19 protein-coding genes, 1 tRNA gene and 4 pseudogenes are annotated in these 22286 nt (G+C 66.9%); 9 read left to right on the top strand and 15 right to left on the bottom strand.

Features of this window, described 5'->3' with window-relative positions:
- Positions 1–88: 88 nt before the first annotated feature.
- The 9 genes from proB to DSHI_RS07430 form a co-directional block, all read right to left on the bottom strand.
- On the bottom strand, positions 89–1195 hold the full coding sequence (gene proB / locus DSHI_RS07470) for a glutamate 5-kinase (protein ID WP_012178139.1): 1107 nt from the start codon (positions 1193–1195) through the stop codon (positions 89–91).
- Positions 1183–2220 carry a GTPase ObgE gene (obgE, locus tag DSHI_RS07465; protein WP_012178138.1) on the bottom strand — a complete coding sequence of 346 codons (1038 nt, stop codon included), beginning with the start codon at positions 2218–2220 and terminating at the stop codon, positions 1183–1185. Before obgE ends, proB begins: the two co-directional genes overlap by 13 nt.
- Positions 2217–2744: a GNAT family N-acetyltransferase gene (locus DSHI_RS21335; RefSeq protein ID WP_012178137.1), complete on the bottom strand. Its 528-nt coding sequence runs from the start codon at positions 2742–2744 to the stop codon at positions 2217–2219. The genes obgE and DSHI_RS21335 overlap by 4 nt, the downstream gene beginning before the upstream one ends.
- Positions 2741–3250 (bottom strand): GNAT family N-acetyltransferase, encoded by a 510-nt coding sequence (locus DSHI_RS07455; RefSeq protein WP_012178136.1) that lies wholly within the window; start codon positions 3248–3250, stop codon positions 2741–2743. Before DSHI_RS07455 ends, DSHI_RS21335 begins: the two co-directional genes overlap by 4 nt.
- Positions 3251–3254: 4 nt before the next feature.
- Positions 3255–3794 carry a GNAT family N-acetyltransferase gene (locus DSHI_RS07450; RefSeq protein ID WP_012178135.1) on the bottom strand — a complete coding sequence of 180 codons (540 nt, stop codon included), beginning with the start codon at positions 3792–3794 and terminating at the stop codon, positions 3255–3257.
- Positions 3791–4399, bottom strand: a complete 609-nt coding sequence (locus tag DSHI_RS07445; protein ID WP_044027679.1) for a LysE family translocator — start codon at positions 4397–4399, stop codon at positions 3791–3793. Before DSHI_RS07445 ends, DSHI_RS07450 begins: the two co-directional genes overlap by 4 nt.
- 126 nt (positions 4400–4525) lie before the next feature.
- Positions 4526–4795, bottom strand: a complete 270-nt coding sequence (gene rpmA, locus DSHI_RS07440) for a 50S ribosomal protein L27 (protein ID WP_012178133.1) — start codon at positions 4793–4795, stop codon at positions 4526–4528.
- 15 nt (positions 4796–4810) lie between these two features.
- Entirely contained in the window at positions 4811–5461 is a 651-nt protein-coding gene (locus DSHI_RS07435; RefSeq protein ID WP_044028522.1) for a 50S ribosomal protein L21, read from the bottom strand.
- A 205-nt stretch (positions 5462–5666) separates the two neighbouring features.
- Positions 5667–6488, bottom strand: coding sequence for a DUF2059 domain-containing protein (locus tag DSHI_RS07430; RefSeq protein WP_012178131.1), 822 nt, complete (start codon positions 6486–6488; stop codon positions 5667–5669).
- A 154-nt stretch (positions 6489–6642) separates the two neighbouring features.
- Here DSHI_RS07430 and DSHI_RS07425 point away from each other — a divergent pair.
- Positions 6643–6732, top strand: a tRNA-Ser gene (locus DSHI_RS07425).
- Positions 6733–7145: 413 nt separating this feature from the next.
- Here DSHI_RS07425 and DSHI_RS07420 read toward each other — a convergent pair.
- Positions 7146–8510: a DEAD/DEAH box helicase family protein gene (locus tag DSHI_RS07420; RefSeq protein WP_012178129.1), complete on the bottom strand. Its 1365-nt coding sequence runs from the start codon at positions 8508–8510 to the stop codon at positions 7146–7148.
- A gap of 96 nt (positions 8511–8606) precedes the next feature.
- Positions 8607–9412, bottom strand: a pseudogene (locus DSHI_RS07415) (IS3 family transposase); the annotation flags it as partial.
- Between the two features lie 218 nt (positions 9413–9630).
- On the opposite strand from DSHI_RS07415, the gene DSHI_RS07405 reads away from it, so the two are divergent.
- The 6 genes from DSHI_RS07405 to DSHI_RS07380 all read left to right on the top strand — a co-directional run bounded on the left by DSHI_RS07405 (position 9631) and on the right by DSHI_RS07380 (position 16390).
- Positions 9631–10128, top strand: coding sequence for a YbaN family protein (locus tag DSHI_RS07405; RefSeq protein WP_012178126.1), 498 nt, complete (start codon positions 9631–9633; stop codon positions 10126–10128).
- A 94-nt stretch (positions 10129–10222) separates the two neighbouring features.
- A complete protein-coding gene (locus tag DSHI_RS07400; RefSeq protein ID WP_012178125.1) occupies positions 10223–11206 on the top strand; it encodes an ABC transporter substrate-binding protein in 984 nt (327 codons plus the stop codon).
- Between the two features lie 57 nt (positions 11207–11263).
- Positions 11264–12091: an ABC transporter permease gene (locus DSHI_RS07395; protein ID WP_245533062.1), complete on the top strand. Its 828-nt coding sequence runs from the start codon at positions 11264–11266 to the stop codon at positions 12089–12091.
- Positions 12088–12837, top strand: coding sequence for an ABC transporter ATP-binding protein (locus DSHI_RS07390; RefSeq protein WP_012178123.1), 750 nt, complete (start codon positions 12088–12090; stop codon positions 12835–12837). Before DSHI_RS07395 ends, DSHI_RS07390 begins: the two co-directional genes overlap by 4 nt.
- Positions 12834–14111, top strand: a complete 1278-nt coding sequence (locus tag DSHI_RS07385) for an NnrS family protein (protein WP_012178122.1) — start codon at positions 12834–12836, stop codon at positions 14109–14111. The genes DSHI_RS07390 and DSHI_RS07385 overlap by 4 nt, the downstream gene beginning before the upstream one ends.
- Before the next feature lie 56 nt (positions 14112–14167).
- Positions 14168–16390 carry a TonB-dependent receptor family protein gene (locus DSHI_RS07380; RefSeq protein WP_012178121.1) on the top strand — a complete coding sequence of 741 codons (2223 nt, stop codon included), beginning with the start codon at positions 14168–14170 and terminating at the stop codon, positions 16388–16390.
- Positions 16391–16443: 53 nt separating this feature from the next.
- On the opposite strand, the pseudogene DSHI_RS07375 reads toward DSHI_RS07380, so the two are convergent.
- Positions 16444–16868 (bottom strand): annotated as a pseudogene (locus DSHI_RS07375) (MerR family transcriptional regulator).
- Positions 16869–17097: 229 nt separating this feature from the next.
- Here DSHI_RS07375 and DSHI_RS21685 point away from each other — a divergent pair.
- Both DSHI_RS21685 and DSHI_RS22255 read left to right on the top strand, forming a co-directional pair.
- Positions 17098–17217 (top strand): annotated as a pseudogene (locus DSHI_RS21685) (IS3 family transposase); the annotation flags it as partial.
- A gap of 15 nt (positions 17218–17232) precedes the next feature.
- A pseudogene (locus tag DSHI_RS22255) lies at positions 17233–17361 on the top strand (IS3 family transposase); the annotation flags it as partial.
- A 440-nt stretch (positions 17362–17801) separates the two neighbouring features.
- Here DSHI_RS22255 and DSHI_RS07365 read toward each other — a convergent pair.
- From DSHI_RS07365 to DSHI_RS07355, 3 genes are read right to left on the bottom strand one after another with little or no spacing between them, the layout of a single operon-like run.
- Positions 17802–19136 (bottom strand): aspartate aminotransferase family protein, encoded by a 1335-nt coding sequence (locus tag DSHI_RS07365; protein WP_012178118.1) that lies wholly within the window; start codon positions 19134–19136, stop codon positions 17802–17804.
- A 3-nt stretch (positions 19137–19139) separates the two neighbouring features.
- Complete coding sequence (locus DSHI_RS07360) at positions 19140–19574, bottom strand: universal stress protein (RefSeq protein ID WP_012178117.1); 435 nt, start codon at positions 19572–19574, stop codon at positions 19140–19142.
- A 12-nt stretch (positions 19575–19586) separates the two neighbouring features.
- The gene (locus DSHI_RS07355; protein WP_012178116.1) at positions 19587–22241 is read right to left on the bottom strand and encodes a TRAP transporter permease; all 2655 of its coding nucleotides are present in this window, start codon (positions 22239–22241) and stop codon (positions 19587–19589) included.
- Between the last annotated feature and the right edge of the window lie 45 nt (positions 22242–22286).

Genomic DNA, 22286 nt, shown 5'->3' with positions numbered 1-22286 from the left:
CCTTTTGTCGTATAAGGCTAATAAAGTGGCATATTTCACCGATTCGTTCAATAAATGTGCAATTTTCGGACAGCCAAGCCGGGGGCGATCAGAGCACCATGTCGTCGCGGTGGATCAGCACCGCGCGGCCCGGGTAGCCGAGCACCGCCTCGATCTCGGCGCTGCGGTGGCCGCGAATGGCGCGCGCCTCGACGGCGGTGTAGCGGGTCAGGCCGCGGCCCAGGGCGGTGCCGTCCGGTGCGAGGATGATGACAGGATCGCCGCGCCCGAAAGCGCCCGAGACCTCGGTGATGCCCGCGGGCAGCAGGCTCTTGCCCCGTTTCAGCGCGGCACAGGCGCCCGCATCCACGGTGATCTCGCCGCGCGGTTTCATCGCCGCGATCCAGTGCTTGCGCGCGGCCAGCGGGTCGGTGCGCGGCACGAACCAGGTGGCGGGCGCGCCGTCCATTAGCGCCTTGAGGGGGCGCGGGCGGGCGCCTTCGGTGATCGCCATGGCGCAGCCTGCATCCATCGCCGTGCGCGCGGCCATCAGCTTGGTCTTCATCCCGCCCTTGGACAGGCCCGAGACCGCGTCGCCCGCCATCGCCTCGATCTCGGGGGTGATCTCGTCCACCCGATCGAAGCGCGTGGCGGTGGGGTCGGTCGCCGGGTTCGCGGTATAGAGCCCGTCCACATCCGACAGCAGCACCAGCTGGTCCGCCCCGGCCATGACCGCGACCTGCGCGGCCAGCCGGTCGTTGTCGCCATAGCGGATCTCATCCGTGGCGATGGTGTCGTTCTCGTTGACGATGGGGGTCACGCCGAGCGACAGGAGCGTGCCGAGCGTGGCGCGGGTGTTGAGGTAGCGGCGGCGGTCGGTGCTGTCCTCCAGCGTCACGAGCACCTGGGCGGTGGTGATCTTGTGGGGGGCGAGCACCTCTTCATAGGCGCGGGCGAGCCGGATCTGGCCCACGGCGGCGGCGGCCTGGGCCTGTTCCAGCGGCAGCGCGCCAGTGCCGAGGCCCAGCACCCGGCGCCCGAGCGCGATGGAACCGGACGACACGAGGATCACGTCCGCCCCGCGCGCGCGGATCTCGGCCACGTCCTGGGCCAGCCCGGTCAGCCAGTCCTGCCGCAACGCCCCGCTGGCCTGGTCCACCAGCAGGGCAGAGCCGATCTTGACCACGAGGCAGCGCGCGGCACTCAGGGTTGCCAAGAGGTATCCTCCCGATCCGTGGCCTCCTCGGCCTGGCGCGCGCCGTCGATCCGTCGGCGCACGGCGCGCAAGACATCCTGCACCCCCTCGCCCGACACGCCCGAGAGCTGCAGCACGGGAAAGCCGCTGGCGGCCTGGAGGGCGGCGGCCTTCTCGGCACGCTCTTGCTCGTCCAGCGCGTCGATCTTGTTCAGGGCCGTGACCCGCGGCTTGGTCGCCAGGGCGCCGCCATAGGCCTGCAACTCGGTGAGGATGGTGCGGTAGTCGGCCACCACGTCCTCGGCGGTGCCGTCCACCAGGTGCAACAGCACCGCGCAACGTTCCACATGGCCGAGGAAGCGGTCGCCGATGCCGCGGCCCTCATGGGCGCCCTCGATCAGGCCGGGGATGTCGGCCATCACGAACTCGGTCCCGTCCACGCCCACGACGCCCAGGTTGGGATGCAGGGTGGTGAACGGGTAATCGGCAATCTTGGGCCGGGCGTTGGAGGTCGCGGCGAGAAAGGTCGACTTGCCCGCATTGGGCAGGCCCAGAAGCCCCGCATCGGCGATCAGCTTCAGCCGCAGCCAGATCGTCCGCTCCACCCCCGGCTGGCCGGGATTGGCCCGGCGCGGGGCCTGGTTGGTGGCGGATTTGAAATGCAGGTTGCCGAAGCCGCCATTGCCGCCCTTGGCCAGAAGCACCCTTTGGCCGATCTCGGTCATGTCGGCGATCACGGTCTCTTCGTCCTCTTCGAGAATCTCGGTGCCCACGGGCACGCGCAGGGTCACGCCGGCCCCGTCCTTGCCGGTGCGCTGCTTGCCCATGCCGTGCTGGCCGGACTTGGCGAAGAAATGCTGTTGGTAGCGGAAGTCGATCAGGGTGTTGAGCCCGTCGACCGCCTCGACCCAGACATCGCCGCCGCGCCCGCCATCGCCGCCATCGGGGCCACCGTATTCGATGTATTTCTCGCGCCGGAAGCTGATCGCCCCGGTGCCGCCGCCGCCGGAGCGGATATAGACTTTGGCCAGATCGAGGAATTTCATGAAAGCGCCTTTTCGGGTTGGCGTCGCTCGTACAGGAACACCGGCGCAGGCTCAAGCCGCGCGCGGGAGGTTGCCATGCTCTGCCCCGTGCGCGCAAAGCCGCAGGCCTTTAGCACCTTGCCGGAGGCGGGGTTGTCGGTGAAGACCTCGGCCCCGAGCACCGGCAGGTCGAACCGGGTCTGCACCGCGTCGGCAAAGGCCCGGACCGCCTCGCGGGCGTAGCCCCGGCCCCAGCTGTCGGGGTCGAGAAAGTAGAAGATATGCGGCTGTCGGCTGACCCCGATGGAGCCGATCATCCGCCCCTCCGGCAGGCAGATCGCCAGCCGGAAGCCCAGGGTGCCGCGCCAGGTGTCGCGCGCGATCAGGGCCGCGGCCTCGACCTCCGGCCAGGGGATGGTGGCCACGAAGATGTTGGGCGCGACCTTGGGGTGTCCGGCGATGCGCGCGAGCGCGGCGGCGTCGCCGGGCGCGAGCGGGCGCAGGTGCAACCGCGCGGTGCGCAGCTCGGGCAGCGGGCCGGTCATGGCACGTAATCCTCCTGGTCCAGCCACATCCCCTTGATGACGACCTCCTGCCCGGTGGAGAGCGGCGTGATGCGACGGTCCGCGCAGGGCGTGAAGCCCAGCTTGCTCAGCACCCGGGCCGACCGCGTGTTGCCCGCGTGGTAGCCCGAGAGCAACCCCGGCGCATCGGGGGCGGCAAAATGATGGGCAAGCACGGCGCGCGATGCCTCGGTGGCATAGCCCTGCCCCCAGGCGGCGCGCCGCAGCCAGTAGCCGAATTCCCGACGCCGCCCGATGCAGCCGACAAGACCGCCCGCGTCATGGATCATCCAGACCTCGCCCGCGTTGCCGCGGTTCTTGGCGATGAAGTCCACGGCATCGGACAGCCCGTAGGGATAGGGCGCACGGGAAAGCCAGCGCAGCACCTCGAAATCGTGGATCGCCGCGACGATCGCGGCGGCGTCGGCATCGACGACCGGGCGCAAGCAGAGCCGGGCCGTCGTCAGAACGTGGCCCGGCGTCTGCATCGGCTCAGTCCACGGTCTTGAGGTAGGTCCAGGTCGGCACCTTGGCGTTGCGCGCCACGGAAAACGCCTCCGCATCGCCGAGATAGTCGAAGCCCGCATTGGTCAGCACCCGCGCCGAGACCGGGTTGTCCTGGAAGACCGCGCCGAAGATCGTCTTGTTCGCCAAGGGGTTGGCATCCACGAGCGCGTGCACCGCCTCGCTCGCGAACCCGGCGTTCCAGCAGGCGGGCGCCACCCAGTAGCTGATCTCGGACTGGCCGCGGTCCATGCGCTTGAGGGAGATCACGCCCAGCAGCTCCCCCCCGCCGAACTCCGACGCGTCGATGGCCCAGACGATCTCGTCGCTGCCCGGTGCGATCACGCGGGCGATGAAGGCCTCCGACGTACCGGGGGGCAGCGGATGGGGGATCGATGTCGTGCCCTCCGCCACGCGCTTGTCGCTGGTATAGAGCGCCATCAGCCCGGCATCCGACGCCCGCAGGGGCCGCAGGATGAATCGCTTGGCCGGAATGGCCGCTGCGGGTGCGATCGTTTCGTAACTCATGCTGGTCCTCCTCCGAACAGCACATAAAGGACGCTGGCGAGCGTCAGGCCCGCCAGGACATACATCAAGATCGGCTCCACCGCGGTGCCCGCGACCCGGGCCGCCATGGCCGACCCGCCCCAGGCCCAGATCGGCTGCAGCACGATCTGGCAGGCCAGAAGGCAGAGCGCGATGGTCAGCGTGGCCTGCAGCGCAGGCGTGCCGGGGGCGGTGAAGCTGGTGAAGCCCGCGGTGATCATCGCCCAGGCCTTGGGGTTGAGCGGGTGCACGATCAGCCCGGCGGCAAATCCCGGCGCGGGGGCGCCTTCGGCCTCGGGTGTGCCGAGACGCAACCGGGTCACGCGCCAGGCAAGATAACAGATATAAGCCGCCGATACCCATTTCAGGGTCTCGAAAATCCATGGCTGCCTCGTGCCGAGCGCCAGCAGGCCGAACCCCATGGGCCAGATGATGAACTGCTTGCCCGCAATCACCCCGGCCAGGAACGGCACTGCCCGACGCAGCCCGAACCGCGCGCCGGTGGCCATCAACGCCATGTTCGCCGGGCCGGGGGTTCCGACCTGGCTGGCGGCGAAAACGAGGAAACTGCCGATGGCGACGCTCATGGGGGACTTTCGGGTTGCGCGATGCGGGACGGAATGCTGCGATTGCATATGCCGCGGGGCCAAAACGAAAAGGACCGGCCTTTGGGGCCGGTCCGTCAGGACGCGTGTTCCTGAAGTGCGGTCGGCTTACTCGGCGGCCTCGGCGACCGGGAGCACGGATACGAAGGTCCGGCCCTTGAAACCCTTCTTGAACGACACGTTGCCTTCCACGGTCGCAAAGAGGGTGTGGTCCTTGCCCATGCCCACATTGTCGCCCGGCCACCACTTGGTGCCGCGCTGACGCAGGATGATGTTGCCGGGGATGACGGTCTCGCCACCGAATTTCTTGACGCCGAGGCGACGGCCCGCGGAGTCGCGCCCGTTCCGGGATGAACCGCCTGCTTTTTTATGTGCCATTGGTCGTGCCTCCTATCAGCCGTTTGCCAGTTCTTTGGCCTGAGCGATCCAGCCTTCACGCTCGATCCGGCCCTTGAACGACAGTTTCTCGTCCATAGCAGCCACGTCCTCGTCGGTCCATGCTGCGATTTGTGCGAAGGTGGTCACGCCCGCCTCCAGCAGTTTCTTCTCGAGCGCCGGGCCCACGCCCGACAGCTTCTTGAGGTCGTCCGCGCCTGCGGGCGCTTCGGCCTTGGGCGCGTCGGCTTTCGGGGCCGCCTTCTTGGGCGCGGCTTTCTTCGGCGCAGGTGCGGCCGCTTCGACGGCGGCACCGGAGACCGAGCCTGCGCCCACGGCGGCTTTCACGCCGGTCGCGCCTGCGCCGGAGGCCAGGATGTCGGTCACGCGCAGCAGCGTCAGTTGCTGGCGATGGCCCTTGGTGCGCTTGGAGCCATGCTTCCGCCGACGCTTGACGAAATGGATGACCTTCTTGCCCTTGATCTGCTCGATCACTTCGGCCTGCACACCGGCCCCATCCACCAGGGGGGCGCCGACGGTGCCGTCGACCATGAGAATCTCGTTGAACTGAACGGTTTCACCCGCTTCGGCGGCCAGTTTTTCCACGCGCAGGATATCCCCGCTGGAAACCTTGTACTGCTTGCCACCGGTCTTGAGGACCGCAAACATATGATCTTCCTTCATTTTTACCCGCGTCCTGTGGCCCCGGCCCTGCCGGTGTTCGTGGTCTGCCTTGCGCATCCCGCCGCGAACAGCGCGCCCACATCGGGCGACATTTCTAGAGCCCGCCAGGCGATCACCTGTCCGGACGGTGGCTTATTGTCAAAAGCCCCTTGCAAGTCAAGCCCCGTCCGGGCCTCGGGGGGCTTGGGCCTCACAACTCTTCGCTGGCCATGAAGCGCGAGGCCGCGGCCCCGAGGTTGCGGGAGATTTCGATGAACATCTCGTCGAACCCGGCAAAGAGCGCTCGGGTGAAGGCCTGCCCCGCCTCGGAGCGCGACATCTCGAGGTAGTCCTCCATCGCCTCGGTCTCCAGCGGCAGGTAGGCCGTCAGCAGGAAGGCATAGAGCCATTCGGTGGTGCTGGCGCGGATCTCGGGTTCCTGGCCCCAGACATCGGCGAGGATGGCGGTCTCGCTCAGATCCCCGGAAAAGCCGCCGCCATCGATCAGCCCCATGTAGAAGGCGTAGTTCGAGTTCAGCGCGCCGACCACGTTCTGCTCCACCAGGTCGTTGACCTCGATGAATTCGGTCACTTGGGCATAGGTCTCGGGGTGCTCTGCTTCGAGTTCGGGGATCCGCGCCTTGGTGGCATCCTCCAGCGTCTTGTCGAGAAACGCCTCCCGCGCCGCCAGTTCCAGCGACACGATCTCGGTGCCGGTCTCGGAGGTGTAGAACGCCTCGACCGGGTCGAGCAGGTCCTCGTCCATGCTGTCCTCGAATCCCTCCTTGAGACGCAGGCGCATCCTGTCGAGATCATAGACATCCTGCACCGCCGCATCCCAGGACCGGCCGCCGTTGCCGCCGAGGAAATCCTCGGCCAGCTCCGTGCCGTAGACCAGCCCCTCTTCTCGCATCAGCTCCAGCATCCGCTGGATGCCCACCGCATCGAGCAACGCGTCGATCCGCGGGGTAGCGAGCGCAGGCAGGGGCGCAAGGGCAAGACAGGCGCAAAGCGCGACAGCGGAACGCAGCATGGGACCTCCGAGAGTTGTTGCACTAGAAATATGGGACGGCGGCGCAGTTTCCAATGGCGATTGCGGGTTTTGTCCGGGATGTGAAGACTTGAGGCGGCTTCCCCCTTGCACCCCCGGCGCGGCGCGGCTACACGATCCGCCACAGACCCTTCGCGGAGAGGTGCCGGAGTGGTCGAACGGGGCGGTCTCGAAAACCGTTGTGGGTGCAAGCCCACCCAGGGTTCGAATCCCTGTCTCTCCGCCATTTTCATATAGATCAGCGACTTAAGAGTTGGGCAGGCAAGTGCGACACAAAGTGGACCACCACGCCCATGAAACTGTCCACATACCTATCTCCATCACGCCACGGGATTTACTACAACCACTGGCCCTTGCCTGCCCTCAACCGCCAAAGTCGCAGAACCGTTCGGATTTCCCTCCGCACGAAGTGCCCAGATCGTGCTGGCGATCTGGCCCGCCATCTTGCATCATGCGGGCGATTGGTTCGGGATAACAAGGCATTGGCGAGGCTCAGACAAGACGAGATGCGCGAGATTGTGCGAAGCTACTTCGCGGCCTCGCTGGATGCGTATGTTGAGACGCTGAACGATACCGGCCTGCCAGATCGGTCCCTTCAGGCCCCACGCCAAGAACTTGCTGCCCATGTCCACCGCGCTGTCATACTTGCGCTTTTTCCCGCGCCGCGTCGGGCTGGTCCGGAGCCATGAAGGGGAAGTACCGGGCACCGCGTCCGATCAACTGAGCCTCGGCCATTGTGGTCTTGCCCACTTTGTTGGCCTTGCCGTCGCGCGTATCGTACAGCCGCACGATGTCGAACAGGTTCAGCGCGTCCCAGCCCTCGTTCAGCTTATCGACGGCAAAGATCACCCGTATCTCGTTGTCGCGGTCCTCCAAGGCATTGAGTTCTATCTGTCTGTTTTCCAAATCCTTGGGGTTGTTAACGTTCACCACCTTCTCGGGGGCAAAATCGCCCTGTAGCTCACGGGCGAAATCCGCACCGCTCATGGCCCTTTCATCCATGATGAAGGTGAAGGCCCGAGAAAGGGTCTCATCGCCCTCAGAGGCCGCCCTGAGCGCGTCCAGCGCCTCGCCCGTCAGCCCGGCCACCATCGCCGTGAACGCGGCCTCGTTATCGGCGCTGTCCTTGATCGTCTTGGACTTGATCAGGATCACCGGCTTGCAATGCAGCCCATGCGCCTCGGCCACCTTGCGGCGGTACTGGCTCAGAACCATTGCCTGCATCATCCGTTCCGCCGGTGGTAAATCGGCCTGCCGCAACTCGATGTCCTTGGAATAGCCGTCTTCGCGAATCTGGCGCAGGGAATAGTCGTAGAGTATCTTGTCGGCGTACTTCGCGCGGATCGCATCGTGGCTCAGGTCCACGGTTGCCGTAAGCTCCAACAGCATGTTCTCGGGGTGCTGGCGGAAAATCTCGGATACCGTGCCTTCCCAACTGGCCTTCTCTGCCTTCTCGCCTTCCGTAAGCGTCTTCTTGGTCTCTGCGTTCAGGTGGTGTGCTTCGTCCGAGATCATCACCACCTTGTAGTCGCGGAAATCCTCGATGGTGACGGCGTTCTCTTTCGGGGCCTGCATCCGCGTGTGCAGCCCTTGGATGGTGGTAAAGTGGATGTTGATCGCATCGCCTGACACCGCGTCGAAGGTGTCCACCGCGCGGATGTCCACGGGCTTGTCGTCAATGCGGATCGTGGGCGCGAACAGGTGCTTGGCCGATGCGGCATTAAGGAAGTTTTCCTTGGTCTTCTCGATGATCTGGGCCGAGTTCACGAAGAACAGGAAGTTGCGGTAGCCGCGCCGGTACAGGTCCAGGATCAGTGCCGCCATCAGGACCGTCTTGCCGCTGCCCGTGGCCATGTGGAACAGCAGGTGCGGGGCCTTGGGCCGTCCGTCGTACTTGTCGATGTAGAACAGCCAGCGTTCCAGCGCCGTGCGCTGATAGGGACGCAACTCGATCCGGGGCGCAAGGTTGCCGGTGATGTCGTTAGAGATGTCGGGCTTGAGCATCCCAAACTTGGCAACCGCGTCAATCTGTTCGTTCAGCGTTCTGCGCCTTCAAACGATCCCCCGGATCGTTTGATCCGCTGCACGGACCAGCTTGAACTCCCAGACATTTCCCGATCGGCTCATTGAACAGGTGATGCCGTGATCAGCCATTAGCCTTTGGAACGGCTCGCTGGTGTATTGGCTGCCTTGGTCCGAGTGGTGCAGCAGCTCCTTTGCTCGGCCTCTGCGCCAGATCGCCATGATCAAGGGGTCCGTGATCATCTGGGACGTCATCTGATCGCTCATGGACCAACCGACGACACGGCGCGAGAAGAGATCAATGACGGCCGCGACGTAGAGCCAGCCCTCAGCCGTCCAGACATAGGTGAAGTCGGCCACCCATTTCTGGTTAGGGCCGTTTGCATCGAACTCTTGCTCAAGCACGTTGGTAGCTATGATCGACCTCGTGCCCTCGTCTTTCGGTGGTTGCCGACGCTTTGGACGAGCTCTGAAGGCCGCTTGCCGCATCAATCGCTCGACGCAATGCAACCCACAGGAATAGCCCTCTTCGAGAAGATCGTGCCAGACCCGTGGAGCACCATAGGTCCGGTCCGATCGCAGAAAGCTGGCACGGATCGCCGCCGACAGCTCTTCGTCGCGGATCGACCGGTCGCTGCGTGCTCGCGTCAGCCAGGCATGGAAGCCGATCCGTGACACACCGAACGCGTCACACATCCAACTGACTGGCCAGACCCCTCGGTGTTTCGCCACAAACCCAAACATCACAGCGGGTCCTTGGCGAAGTGGACCGCGGCCTTTTTTAGGATGTCCCGCTCCGCCTTCAGTTTCGACACTTCGCGCCGCAGGATCCTGAGCTCTTCCTGTTCTGGGGTTAGCTTGCCGTGACCGGGGAACGCAGTTGACACCCGCATCGAAGCGCTCCTCTAGACCGGAGCGCCCGGCGCCCCCGGCCGGCCACCGGGTGTCGCAGTCCCGAGACACCAGCCGGCGCGCGCTGCGCAGCCAATGGCGCGGGCGGCGATCTAAAACCTGACAAAATTGATCAACATCAAGGCTTGCCTGGACCGTGCCCTGTTATCTGTCCTCTCGAACACACCTTTTACGATCGGCGCCCCGAATCATGACACAGCTGACACCCCCCTTCGCAGGCGCCGTCCGGCCCCTCTGGGCCGCTGCCGGGGTTGTCTCGCTTGCGACCGGGTCGGTGGGCGCGGTCCTGCCCGTCCTGCCAACCACACCCTTCATGATTCTCGGCGCGTTCTGCTTTGCCAAGGGCGCGCCCCGCCTTGCGCAAAGACTGGAACAGCACGGGATTTTCGGCCCGATGATCGCCGAATGGCGCGCCCATCGGGCCATCGCCCCGCGCGTCAGGGTCGTGGCGCACCTGATGATGGGGGCCGCACTGGTCCTCAGCCTCGTGGCGGGCGTGTCCGGGCCGGTGCTCGCCGTCCAGATGACCTGTCTGCTGGGCGCAAGCGCCTATATCCTCAGCCGCCCGAGCGGCCGCCCCACCCTCTCAGAGCCAGGCGCCGACACGGCCCCAGCCAGATCCCCGCGCCCCTCCGGCGCCAGCCCATCTGGAGTCTCTGCATGGTCCGTTCCCGCCTCCCGCCGCTGATCCCGGCGCCTCACCAATCAGACCCCCCCGATCCGGCAGCGCCCACATCCGGCGTGCCCCGATCATCCATGCCGCCCTTCAGGAGCCCCTTGACATGACCTCCCTTACCCGCCGATCCACCCTCGCCCTTCTCGGCGCCGCCACTGGCGCCCTTGCCCTGCCCCGCCGCACGGTCGCCGCCCCGATCCCGCGTCTAGCGCTCTACGGGCCGCCCGCCGGTCCGTCGATCACGCTCGCCCATGCGGTCACCGCCGGACTGCTGACCGACATCGCGGACGAGACGCGCTTTACCGCCTGGCGCAGCCCCGACGAGTTGCGCGCCGGGCTGACCTCGGGCGAGATCCTCGCCTCGGTGGTGCCGATCCAGGCGGCGGCGAACCTCTACAACCGCGGCTTCCCGATCCGGCTGGCCAATGCCATGACCAACGGCCTGCTCTATGTCCTCGCCGAAGATCCCGGGATCGCGGCGATCCCCGATCTTGCGGGCCGTCACATCGCCGTGCCCTTCCGCGGCGACACGCCCGAGATCATTTTCGGCCAGCTTCTCGCCCATTACGGTCTGGGCCCGGACGATCTGCAGATCACCTATGCCGGTACCCCGACCGAGGCGATGCAGCTGATGCTGGCCGGGCGCGTCGACGCCGCCCTGACCGCCGAGCCCTCGACCACGGCGGCGGTGCTGCGGGGGCGCGAGGCGGGCAAGCAGATCCGGCGCGCGATCAACCTGCAAAACGCTTGGGGCGAGATGACCGGGGCCGCCCCCGTCCTGCCGCAGGCGGGACTGGCTCTGACCGGAACCTTCCTCGCGGAGCATGGCGAGACGGTGCCTGCGCTTCTGACCGCGCTGGAGCAGGCGACCGCCGATGTCCTGGCCAAGCCGCAGGCGGCCGCGGCCCATGCAACGAAGGCCCTCGGCCTGCCAGCGCCGCTTCTGGCGGCCTCGATCCCCCATGCGAACCTCGTCGCCCGTCCCGCCACCGAGGCGCGGGCGGATATCGAACGGATGCTGACGGCCATGGGCGGGACGGACCTCGCCCGGATCGGCGGCGCCCTGCCCGACGACGCCTTCTACCTCTGACCCGCACCGCAGGGCGGCCCCGTGCCGCCCTGCCCTTCCGCCCGAAAGATCGGCACCATGATGATCCAGCCCTTCCTGATATCGCTCGCGGCCCGCCTCGGACGCATTGGCGCCTTCCTGTGGTCGGGCTGGGCCGGGCTGGCGGCGCTGGCGCTTCTCTTCGCCGCATGGCAGGCCGGGCACGAGGCCTACGGGCCGTTCATCCTCTCCGCGCCGCTCGACACGATGGGCACGGTCGGCGCTCTTGCAGTCGACCCGGCGGCCTGGGAGATCGCCGCGCTGACCCTGCAACGCGCCCTCAGCGGGTTCTTCCTCGTGGCCGCGGCCGGGACCGCGCTCGGCGTGGCGGCGGGATACTTCCCGGCGATCCTGCGCCTCGTCACGCCGCTGGTCACGGTCCTGCTCGGCGTGCCGCCCATCGCGTGGATCGTCCTTGCGATGATCTGGTTCGGCGGCTCCGACGCCACCGTGCGCACGGTGATCCTCATCTCGGCCCTGCCGGTGGTCTTCATGGGGGCGGCGCGCGGCATCACCACCCGGGACCGGCGGCTCGACCGGCTGGCCGAGGCCTTCGGGGCCGGCCCGCTGCGGCGCTTCCTGACCATGGGGCTGCGGCAAACGACAACCACGCTCTTTCCCGCCCTCGCCCTGGCCCTGGGCACCGCCTTCAAGGTGGCCGTGATGGCAGAGCTTCTGGCCAACGCGGGCGGCATCGGCGGGGCGCTCGCGGACGCGCGCATCAACCTCGACATCGAACTGGCGCTCGCCTGGGTGCTGATCGCGGTCACGTTGCTGATCGCGGTGGAGTACACGCTCGTGCAGCCCGTGAAGGCCGAGATAGACCGCTGGCGCCATGCGGCCCGCCCCTGGGGGGTGAAGCGATGAGCGCCCTGACCCTCTCCGGCATCGGGCACGCCTATCTCGGCCGCACGGTGCTCGACGGGATCGACCTGCACGTCGCCCGGGGCGAGATCGTCGCCCTGGTCGGCCCCTCGGGCTGCGGAAAATCCACCCTTGCCCATATCGCGGCCCGGCTGACGGAGGCCCGCGCGGGCCGGGTCACCCATGGCTACGCCCGCCACGCGATGATCTTCCAGGACCCCGCGCTGATGCCCTGGGCCACGGCGGCGGGCAATATCGACTACGTGCTGCGCCTCGCGGGACTGTCGCGCGCCGCGCGGCGTGCGCGCATCGCCCGGGCCGCGGCCCAGGTGGCGCTCCTTCCCGAGGATCTCGGCAAGTACCCGGTGGAGCTTTCCGGCGGTATGCGCCAGCGCGTGGCCATCGCCCGGGCCCTCGCGGTGGAACCCGATTTCATCTTCTTCGACGAGCCCTTCACCGCCCTCGACGTGGCCCTCAGACGCCGCATGCAGGACCTGGTGATCGAGACCTGCGCCGGGGGCCACCTGTCGGGACTGTTCATCACCCATGACCTGTCCGAAGCCGCAAGGATCGCCCATCGCATCGCCGTGCTCGACACCCATGGGCGCGGCATTCTCGGCGACCGGCCCCTGACCGGAGACCCGCGCGACCGCAGCGACAGCGCGGTCTTCGATTGGGTTCGCACCGCCACTCGCCGCGACCCGATCTTCCGCCACATCCACGACGTCGACGAAAGGCAGATCGCATGAGCTGCGGCCCCGCCACCGGCCACGACCGACCCCTGCCCCGAGGCTGGCGCGCCACGCTCGGCGACGAGGGGTTCCGGCTGTTCTTCGCGCTTGGGGCACTTTATGCCGCGCTCTTCCCGCTGCTCTGGGTTGTCGCCTGGGGGCTGTCGCTGCCCCTGGCGCAGGCGGTGCCGCCCGGGCTCTGGCACGCCCATGAGATGCTGATCGGGGCCTTCGGCGCCGCGCTGATCGGGTTCGTCACCACCGCCGCGCCGGAATGGACCGATACCGCGCCACCCCGGGGCCGTCCGCTCTGGGCGCTGGCGGGGCTCTGGGGCCTTGGCCGGCTGGTCGGCCTGCCGGGGTGGGAGGCCGCGGGCCTGCTCGGCGCGCTCGCCGATCTGGGCTGGATGCTCGCGCTGATCGCCTGGCTGGTCGCCCTGTCTGTCCGCCGCCGCACCGACCGGCTGTTTGCCTTCATCTTCTGGCTGGCGCTCCTGGCCGCCACCACCGCCACCGCGCGGCTGGGCTTCGCCACCGGAGATCTGGCCCGCGCGACCCTCGGCCTCCACCTCGCCGGTTTCGCCTTCCTCGGCCTCTTGGGGCTGGCCCTGTCGCGGATCACCGCGCCGATCACCAACCTGGTGCTCGACCCGACCGAGCGGACCTCCCCCTTCCGGCCCCATCCCGGGCGGCTGCACCTCGCGCCCGGCCTGGTCCTTCTGGCGATGGCGGGGGAGGCGCTGGGGGTCAGCGCCGCCGTCTCCGCCTGGCTGCTGATCGCGGCCGGTGCGGCCTTCATGGACCGGGTCGGCGAGGCCTTCATCGGGCGCGAGGCCGCCCGGACCGAGATCCTCATGCTCGCGGGGTCGAGCGCCCTTGCGGGGCTCGGCCTGATGCTTGCCGGGGCGGCGCGCCTCGGGGCGCCCTGGCCGGACGTTACGGGCCTGCACATCGCCTTCATGGGGGGGCTCGGGCTGGGCGTCTACGCGGTCTACTGCATCGCGGGATGCCTGCATACGGGCCAGCCGCTGGGCCTTTCGCGCCCCGCGCGGCTCGGCGCCTGCGCGCTCGTGGCGGCGGTCCTGCTCCGCGTTGCCCCGGATTTCGGCATCAACCTGCCCCTGCCCACGATGGCACTCGCCGCCACCGCCTGGGGGGGCGGCTTCCTGCTCTGGCTTGCGGCCTATTGGCCCGCCCTGTCGCGCATCGCGCCCCCGGTCGCTCAGCCCGGCAGCGCCGAGGCCGCCCTCCCACCGACCGCCGCGGCGCCCTACCCCGCCGCTGCCGAATAACCTTTCTCATCGCGCCACCGTAACGGCAGCCGTCACACCAACCGAAAGACCGGATAATGCCGTTCACAAGACCCCTGACCGCCACCGCGGTCGCCGCCCTGATGCCAACCCTCGCCCTCGGCCAATCAGCCACGCCGGGCACCACCATCGAACTGGAACCGATCGTCATCGACGGCACCAGTGGCGCCCTGGCCACCGCTGAGGACCGCCAGCGCGCCACCCCGGGCGGGACCGACCTGCTGCGAGGCGACAGTTATCGCGACAGCGCGACCGTGACCCTGTCCGATGTGCTGGACGGGGCGCCGGGTGTGGTGGTGCAGGACTTCTTCGGCGGGTTCGATCAACCCCGGGTACAAATCCGCGGATCGGGCCTGCAACAGAACCCGGTCGAACGCGGTGTGCTGTTCCTGCAGGACGGCCTTCCGCTCAACCAGGCGGATGGCTCCTATATCGTGGGCCTGTCCAATCCGAGGGCCGCCGAGTTCGTCGAGGTCTATCGCGGCTACACCGCGAACCGGCTCGGGGCGACGGTGCTGGGCGGGGCGCTGAACTTCGTCTCGCCCACCGGCTCCTCCGCCCCGGGCCTGAGCTTTGGCCTGACCGGGGGCAGTTTCGGCTATCTCGAAGGCGAGGCGATCGCCGGATGGCAGGGCGACGGGTACGATGCCCATCTGCGCTTCGAGGCCCTGACCCGCGACGGCTTTCGGGACGACAACAACGACTCCGAGCGGCAGGCCTTCAACGCAAACCTCGGGATCGAGCTGACCGACCAGATTTCCGCCCGGGTCTTCGCGGGCGTCACCGACCTCTCCTTCGGCGTGCCCGGACCCATCACCGCCGCGGCACTGGACCGGGACCCCGCCTCCGTCCATGCCGGGCCGGTCTTCACGCCGGGGACGCCGCCGAGCGTCGCCAATCCGGGGCCGAACGTGCCGCGGGACGACCCGGGGCGCGAAGCGACCCAGGCGCGCATCGGGGCCCGGATCACCGGCGAGTTCGGCGCGAGCGTTGCGGATCTCGCCTTCGGCTATGCCCGCACCGAAGACAGCTTCCGCTTCCCTGTGTCCTCGGGGGTCCGCGAAACGGACGGGGACGATTTCACCTTCGTAGCACGCTATGCCTATCGCCCCGACCCTGAGGCGGCCCTGCCGCTCTTCGAGGCCACCGCCTCCTACATCACCGGCACGGCGGACCGCGACTATTTCCTCAACGAGGCGGGCACGCGGGGCGCACGGTTCGGCCGCAACCGTCTTTCGGCCGACACCCTGACGGTCTCGGCCATCGCCAATATCCCCCTTTCGGACCGGCTGGTCCTGTCCCCGGGCATCGCGTGGTCCCATGCGACACGGGACAATGACGACCGGTTTGGCGCCGCCACACGGCCCACGCTGGCCTTCAACCCGGCGATGCCCGATATGGCCCTGCCCCCGGGCGTCGTCCCTTTCGAGGACACGAGCTATTCCCGCACCTACGAGGGCTGGAGCCCCTCGCTCGCCCTCAGCTACCAGGTGAACGACCGCAACCTCGTGTTCGGCGCGATCAGCCGGTCCTTCGAGCCGCCGACCCATAACGACCTGCTCGCGACCATCAACGGCACCCCGAACAGCAGTGCGGGCCGCCCGCAACCACCGAACCCGGCCTTTCCCGCCTCCGCCTTCGCCACTCCGGACCTGGAGGCGCAGACCGCGACCACCGTCGAGATCGGCTGGCGCGGCCAGGTCGGCGCGTTCGATGTCGATGCGGTGGTCTATCACGCCGCGATCGAAAACGAGCTGCTCTCGCTCCGCGACGTCACCGGGGCCTCGCTCGGCGCCGTCAATGCCGGAGAGACCACCCACAAAGGGGTCGAGCTCGGGGTCTCCGCCGTGTTCGGCGATGTCGCTGCCCGGCTCGCCTACACCTATCAAGACTTCCGCTTCGACGACGATCCCGTGCGGGGCAATAACCGCCTCGCGGGCGCCACGCCCCATGTGATCGACCTCGCGCTTGATTGGGCCGCAACCGACCGGCTCAACCTCGGGGGACGGCTTTACTGGCGGCCGGTCAAGACCCCGGTGGACAATCTCAATACGCTCCACGCGGATCCGTTCGCGACGCTGGACCTCAATATGCGCTATGCCGTGACCGAAACCACCACAGCGTTCTTCGAGATCCGCAACGCGACCGACGAACGCTATGCGGCCTCAACACTGATCGTCGACCAGGCGCGCAACGATCAGGCCGCCTTCATTCCCGGGGACGGCCGATCCTTCTATATCGGTCTGCGTTCAACATTCTGAGCGGGAAGCTGGCGGGCGCCTTTTCTGAGGGGCCCGCAAGAGCGGAACATCGGTCAGTCCCGCGCATCCCTGCGCGCACGGCAGGCGCAATGGTCGCACAACAGCTCCAGCACGCAGCATGCCGCAACCGTGTCGCGCCCGCATTCCTGCAGCATGCGCTTGAGTTCCGCGCGCGGCACCTCGAGCCAGGCGATCCGGGCCTCCACCTCCTGGAGTTGGCGATGTGCAATTTGGTCCACCTCGGCACAGGGGCGGTTCGGCGTTTCCGACAGCGCCATAAGCTCGCGGATCGCGTCGAGCGTGAAGCCAAGTTTGCGCGCACAACGGATGAGGCGAGCCGGTTGATATCCGCCTCGCCATAGCGCCTCTGTCCACCTTGGGTCCGCCTAGGTTAGGGCATCAGCCCGATCTGCTTGTAATAGCGGAACGTCTGTACCTTGGTGCCGGTGCGCGTGGCGAGTGTGCCGATGGCTAGGATGTGAGAACTCTGGCTAGATACAAAAGATGTAGGTTTTCACCCCGTTCGCACAAGGCCCTCAAACAACGTCAGCACCGCCGACCCTGTGCGAAATCCGCTTGAATCTCTACCCGCTATAGCTTTTAGGCCTGCTCCAAAAGACGGACATCCGAGGCTTTTTAGACACATGACGAGACATCCCGAGGATGCGGGGTCACCCACGTGCCGCCCCTGCGCCGCGAGACGCACTGTGTCGGAGCGGCTTGCCTGCCGTGTCCTCGGCCAGCATCGATCGACGCAGCGGCAGGTTCCACGCGGGCGTCCCCAGGAAGACGTTCTGACCGCGGACATCACCGCGCTTGCATCCCAATAAGGTCGCTACGGCTACGCCCGGACCCTGACCACCGCAATCGCCCGCCCCACTGCGCGAGATGAAATCTCCGCGCGTCGGTCGATCTTTCAACATGCGCCGATCGGCGTAAACACCATCCGGGCTCCGGTCGCGGCTGGATGAGAGTTCCGTGGCAGGTCACGTTCTGTATTGACCAAACCCAGCCTGTTCAAGTGGTTCAAGATCGGCCCCAAGATTACCCGCCTGCCGGTCATGATGTATGTCCGGTTCCCGCTGTCCCTGCGTAACGTCGAGGACTTGCTGCGCGAACGCAGCGTTAAGACTGGTTGCAAGACGGCACGGTTCTAGTGGCTGCGGTTCAAGCCACAGTCCGCATACGAGATCCTGATGCAGCGCCGGCAGTCGGCTTTTGTTGAATGCATGGCTTACTTGTAGGTTCGAGGAGTTGGTTCTCAGTCTCGCTTGCTGCAGCCGGCAGCTCAATTTTCTAAAACCCTTTATAAACCGACGGTTCTGGAGCAGAGAAGATTGTATATCAGGCCTGTCCCCTTAGCCACTTTTCCCCAACGATTTCAGACCTGCGGACTGCGCCCGCGCGGCGTTCAGGCCTGCGTGGCGGCCATTGCGTCGTCGATGGCCTCGGCGAGCATGTGGACCAGCGCGTCGATCTGCTTGTCTTCGATGATGAAGGGCGGGGCCAGCAGGATGTGGTCGCCGTGTTTGCCGTCGATCGTACCGCTGCCCGGGTAGCAGATCAGGCCGCGCGCCATGGCGGCGGCCTTGATCCGGGCCGACACCTTGCGCGCGGGATCGAGCGGGCGCTTGGTGTCGCGGTCCTCGACCAGTTCGATGCCGCGAAAGAGGCCCCTGCCCCGGATATCGCCCACATGGGAATGCTGGCCCAGCGCCGCCTCCAGCCGCGACTGCAGCGTCGCGCCCTTGGCACGGACCTGCGCCATGGTGCCCGGCGCGCGCAGGGTTTCGACCACGGCCCCGGCCGCCGCGGCGGCGAGCGGGTGCCCGTGATAGGTGTGGCCGTGCTGGAAACTGCCGCTGCCTTGGGCGATGGCGTCGTAGATCCGGCCAGAGGCCAGCATGGCGCCTATGGGCGCATAACCTGCGCCAAGCCCCTTGGCGATGGTCACGATGTCCGGGCTGATCCCGTCCTGTTCACAGGCAAAGAGCGTGCCGGTCCGGCCCATGCCGCACATCACCTCGTCGAGGATCAGCAGCACGCCGTATTCATCGCAAATCTCGCGGATGCGCTCGAAATACCCCGGCGCGGGCGGCACGGCCCCGGCGGTGGCCCCCACCACGGGCTCGGCGATGAAGGCCATGACGGTCTCGGGGCCGAGGCGCTCGATCTCGGTGCGCAACGCGTCCGCCGCGCGCCGCCCGTAGGCGGCATCGCTCTCACCCACGGCCTGATGCCGGTAGGCATAGCAGGGATCTATATGGTAAGTTTCCACCAGCAGGGGCGCGTATTTCTCGCGGCGCCAGGCGTTGCCACCTGCGGCCAGTGCGCCGAGCGTGTTGCCATGGTAGCTTTGGCGCCGGGCGATAACGCGGTGGCGCCGGGGCTCTCCGGTCTCCAGGAAGAACTGCCGCGCGAGCTTGAGCGCGGCCTCCACGGATTCAGACCCGCCCGAGAGCAGATAGACCTTCTCGATCCCCTTCGGCGCCGCCGCGATCAGCGCATCGCAGAGCACCTCGGCAGGCTCGGAGGTGAAGAATCCGGTATGGGCGAAGGCAATCTTGTCGATCTGGGCATGAAGTGCTGCGCGCACCGCCGGGTGGTCGTGGCCCAGACAGGACACAGCCGCGCCGCCCGAGCCGTCGAGATAGCGCTTGCCGTCGGCGTCAATGATGTAGCAGCCCGCTCCGGCCACGGCCGTGGGCATCTGCGCCGCACTGCGTCCGAAGACATGACCGGCCATGGATCAGGCCTCTCCACGCACCACGAACACCGATTGCCTGGCGTGGCGCACGACACGCGCCGCGTTCGGACCGAGCAGGTAATCGGCCAGGTCCGGCCTGTGGGAGCCGAGCACGATCGCGTCCACATCGAGCCGGTCCGCCGCGCGGATGATCTCGTCATAGACCCGGCCGTGGAGGACATGGGGATGCACCTCCACCGTGTCCGGCACGTTCTCCGCCACCCAGTTGCGCAGCTTGTCCGACACCTCCTGGAGGGCCTTTTTCTCGAACCCCTCCTCAAAGAAGGAGCCGACCACGGACAGGCCGAAATCGGGCACCACGGTGACGATATGCAGGGCGCTGTCCTCGCTGTCGCGCAGGCGCAAGGCGGCCGGCAGGGCTTTCTCCCAGCTTTGCGGGCTGGACAGGTCCACGGGCAAAAGCAGGGTCTTGAACATGGGAGGTTCCTCTCAGAAAGCGGGCTTGGTCTGGCGGCGCCGCTGCAACGCGATCACCCCGCCCAGCAAGAGCAGCGCCGGGATGTAGAAGACCTGCTCGGGCAGTTGGGTCTGCGGCACCTGGATCGAGGCGATCTGCACAGGCTCATCCGCGTAGAAGTCGAAATCCGCCAGGATCTCGGCGACCTTGGTGCCGAACATGGGCTCGTCGAGGCGCACCTGGTCGCCCTCGGGCAGCAGCAGCAGGCCCGAGGCGTCGATCCGCTGCGCAAGATCGCCGTCGCCGATCTCCATCAGGATCGTGGTTTCCGCCGCCTCGCCGGTGTTGAAGTCCGGGCCGCGGATCAGCAGGCGCAAAGCCTGGCCGGTCTCGGCCGCTTCGACCACCTGCTCGAATTCCGTGGCCGGGGCTTCGCGGAAGGGCGGCTGCACCATGTTGAGCCAGACATTCGGCACAAAGAGCGTGAAGGCCACCAGAAGAAGCGCAAAGCTTTCATGCAGGCGTGACTTGGCGAAGAAATACCCCTGGGTGGCGGCGGCAAAGAGCAGCATGGCAAAGGTCGCCACGATGAACACCCCGATGGCCTGGAATATGCCCGGCCATGTCCCGAGATCCACGCCATAGAGGATCAGTGTCGGGTTGAAGATGAACAGGAAGGGCAGCGCCACCGTGCGCAGGGAATAGAAGAAAGCAGTGAACCCGGTCTTGATCGGGTCGCCCCCGGACACGGCGGCGGCAGCAAAGCTCGCCAGGCCCACCGGCGGCGTCACATCCGCCATGATCCCGAAATAGAACACAAATAGATGCGCCGCGATCAGCGGCACGATCAGCCCCTCCTGCGCGCCGAGCGAGACCACCACCGACGCCATGAGCGACGAGACAACGATGTAGTTGGCGGTCGTCGGCAACCCCATCCCGAGGATGAGCGAGAACAGCCCCACCAGCACGAGCATCAGGAACAGGATGCCGAAGGACAACTGTTCGACCAGCCCGGCCAATTCGGTGCCGATGGGCGTCTTGGTGACCGTGGCCACGATGATGCCGGCGGCGGCCGTGGCCACACCGATGCCGATCATGTTGCGCGCCCCCGCGATCAGCCCCTCGACCAGGTCGTTGAAGCCGCCCTTGAACTCTTCCACCGCGTCCGCGGCAAGGCCGCGGAAGAACGCCTTGAGCGGGCGCTGGGTCAGGATGATGAAGATCATCAGCGACGTTGCATAGAAGGCCGATTTGGCCGGGCTTTGCCGTTCGACCATCAGGAACCACACCAGCACCACGATGGGCAGGATGTAGTGCAGGCCCGTGGCATAGACGTCCTTGACCTGCGGCAGCACGATTTCCTTGGCGTTGGGATCGTCGACCTCCAGGTCCGGGCGGCGCGACGCGATGGCCACCAGCCAGACGTAAACCGCCAGAAGGGCGACCATCATCACCGGCCCGGTCAGCGCGGGGGCCGCGGCTTTCAGCGCGCCCACGGCGTAGATGAGAACAGTGAACCCGGCGCCCGCAATGGCGAAGCCGAGGAAGAACTTGACGATCATGCCGACGAAGCTCTTGGCCTCGCCGAGCGCGGGCATGTCCTTTTTCAGGGCTTCGAGATGCACGATGTAGATCAGCGCGATGTAGGAAATCACCGCCGGGATGAAGGCGTGCTTGATCACCTCGACATAGGAAATGCCGATGAACTCCACCATCAGGAAGGCCGCAGCGCCCATCACCGGGGGCATGATCTGGCCGTTGACCGAGGACGCCACCTCGACCGAGCCGGCCTGTTCGGCGGTAAAGCCCACGCGCTTCATCAGCGGGATGGTGAAGGTGCCGGTGGTCACCACGTTGGCGATCGACGACCCCGAGATCAGGCCCGTCATGGCCGAGCCGACCACCGCCGCCTTGGCCGGCCCACCGCGCAGATGGCCGAGCCCCGCGAAGGCGAGCTTAATGAAGTAGTTGCCCGCGCCGGCCTTGTCCAAGAGCGAGCCGAACAGCACGAAGAGGAACACGAAGGCGGTCGACACCCCCAGCGGGATACCGAACACCCCCGCCGTGTCGAGCCATTGCGCGTTGATCAGGGCGGTGAAGGACAGGCCCTCATGCTCGATCAGGTTCGGGATCAGCCAGCCCTGCCCCATATAAGCATAAAGCAGAAAGAGCGATCCGACGATGGTCAGGGCAGGCCCCAGCGCCCGGCGCGACGCCTCCAGCAGGCACAGCAGTCCAATCGCACCAATGATGATCTGGGTCTGCGTCGGCAGGCCGGAGCGCGCGGTCAATGCGAGCGTGTCGGCGAACCAGAAGATGTAGAAGGAACAAAACCCGCCCACGGCCACCAGCATCCAGTCGAAGAGCGGAATGCGGTCGCGCGGCGAATTCTTGAAGGCGGGATAGGCCAGAAACGCCAACACGATGGCGAAGGTCAGGTGCAGGGGACGTGTCTGGGACGAGTTGAGAACCGACACATATTCGGCGAACCAAAGCTGGGGCTGGGCGATCCAGAGCTGGAAGAGCGACCACGCCAGGGCGAGACCGGCAATCAGCAAGGCCACACTACGGCTGGACGGGTTGCGCGCCCCGCTATCGGTGGAGGCGACCAGATCCTGGAGTTCCTCGTCGGTGAACTGGCGGCCTTCGCCACCCTTGCCGCCGGGCTGCTGGTTGGGATCGGTCATGGGGCGCCCCCGAAAAATCTGAATACTGAAAAGGACCCGGGGCGC

Origin of the sequence: Dinoroseobacter shibae DFL 12 = DSM 16493 (assembly GCF_000018145.1) — a bacterium.
Taxonomy (GTDB): Bacteria; Pseudomonadota; Alphaproteobacteria; order Rhodobacterales; family Rhodobacteraceae; genus Dinoroseobacter; species Dinoroseobacter shibae.
Note: the sequence above shows the minus strand (reverse complement) of the source record. Positions and strands in the feature narration are given on the sequence as shown.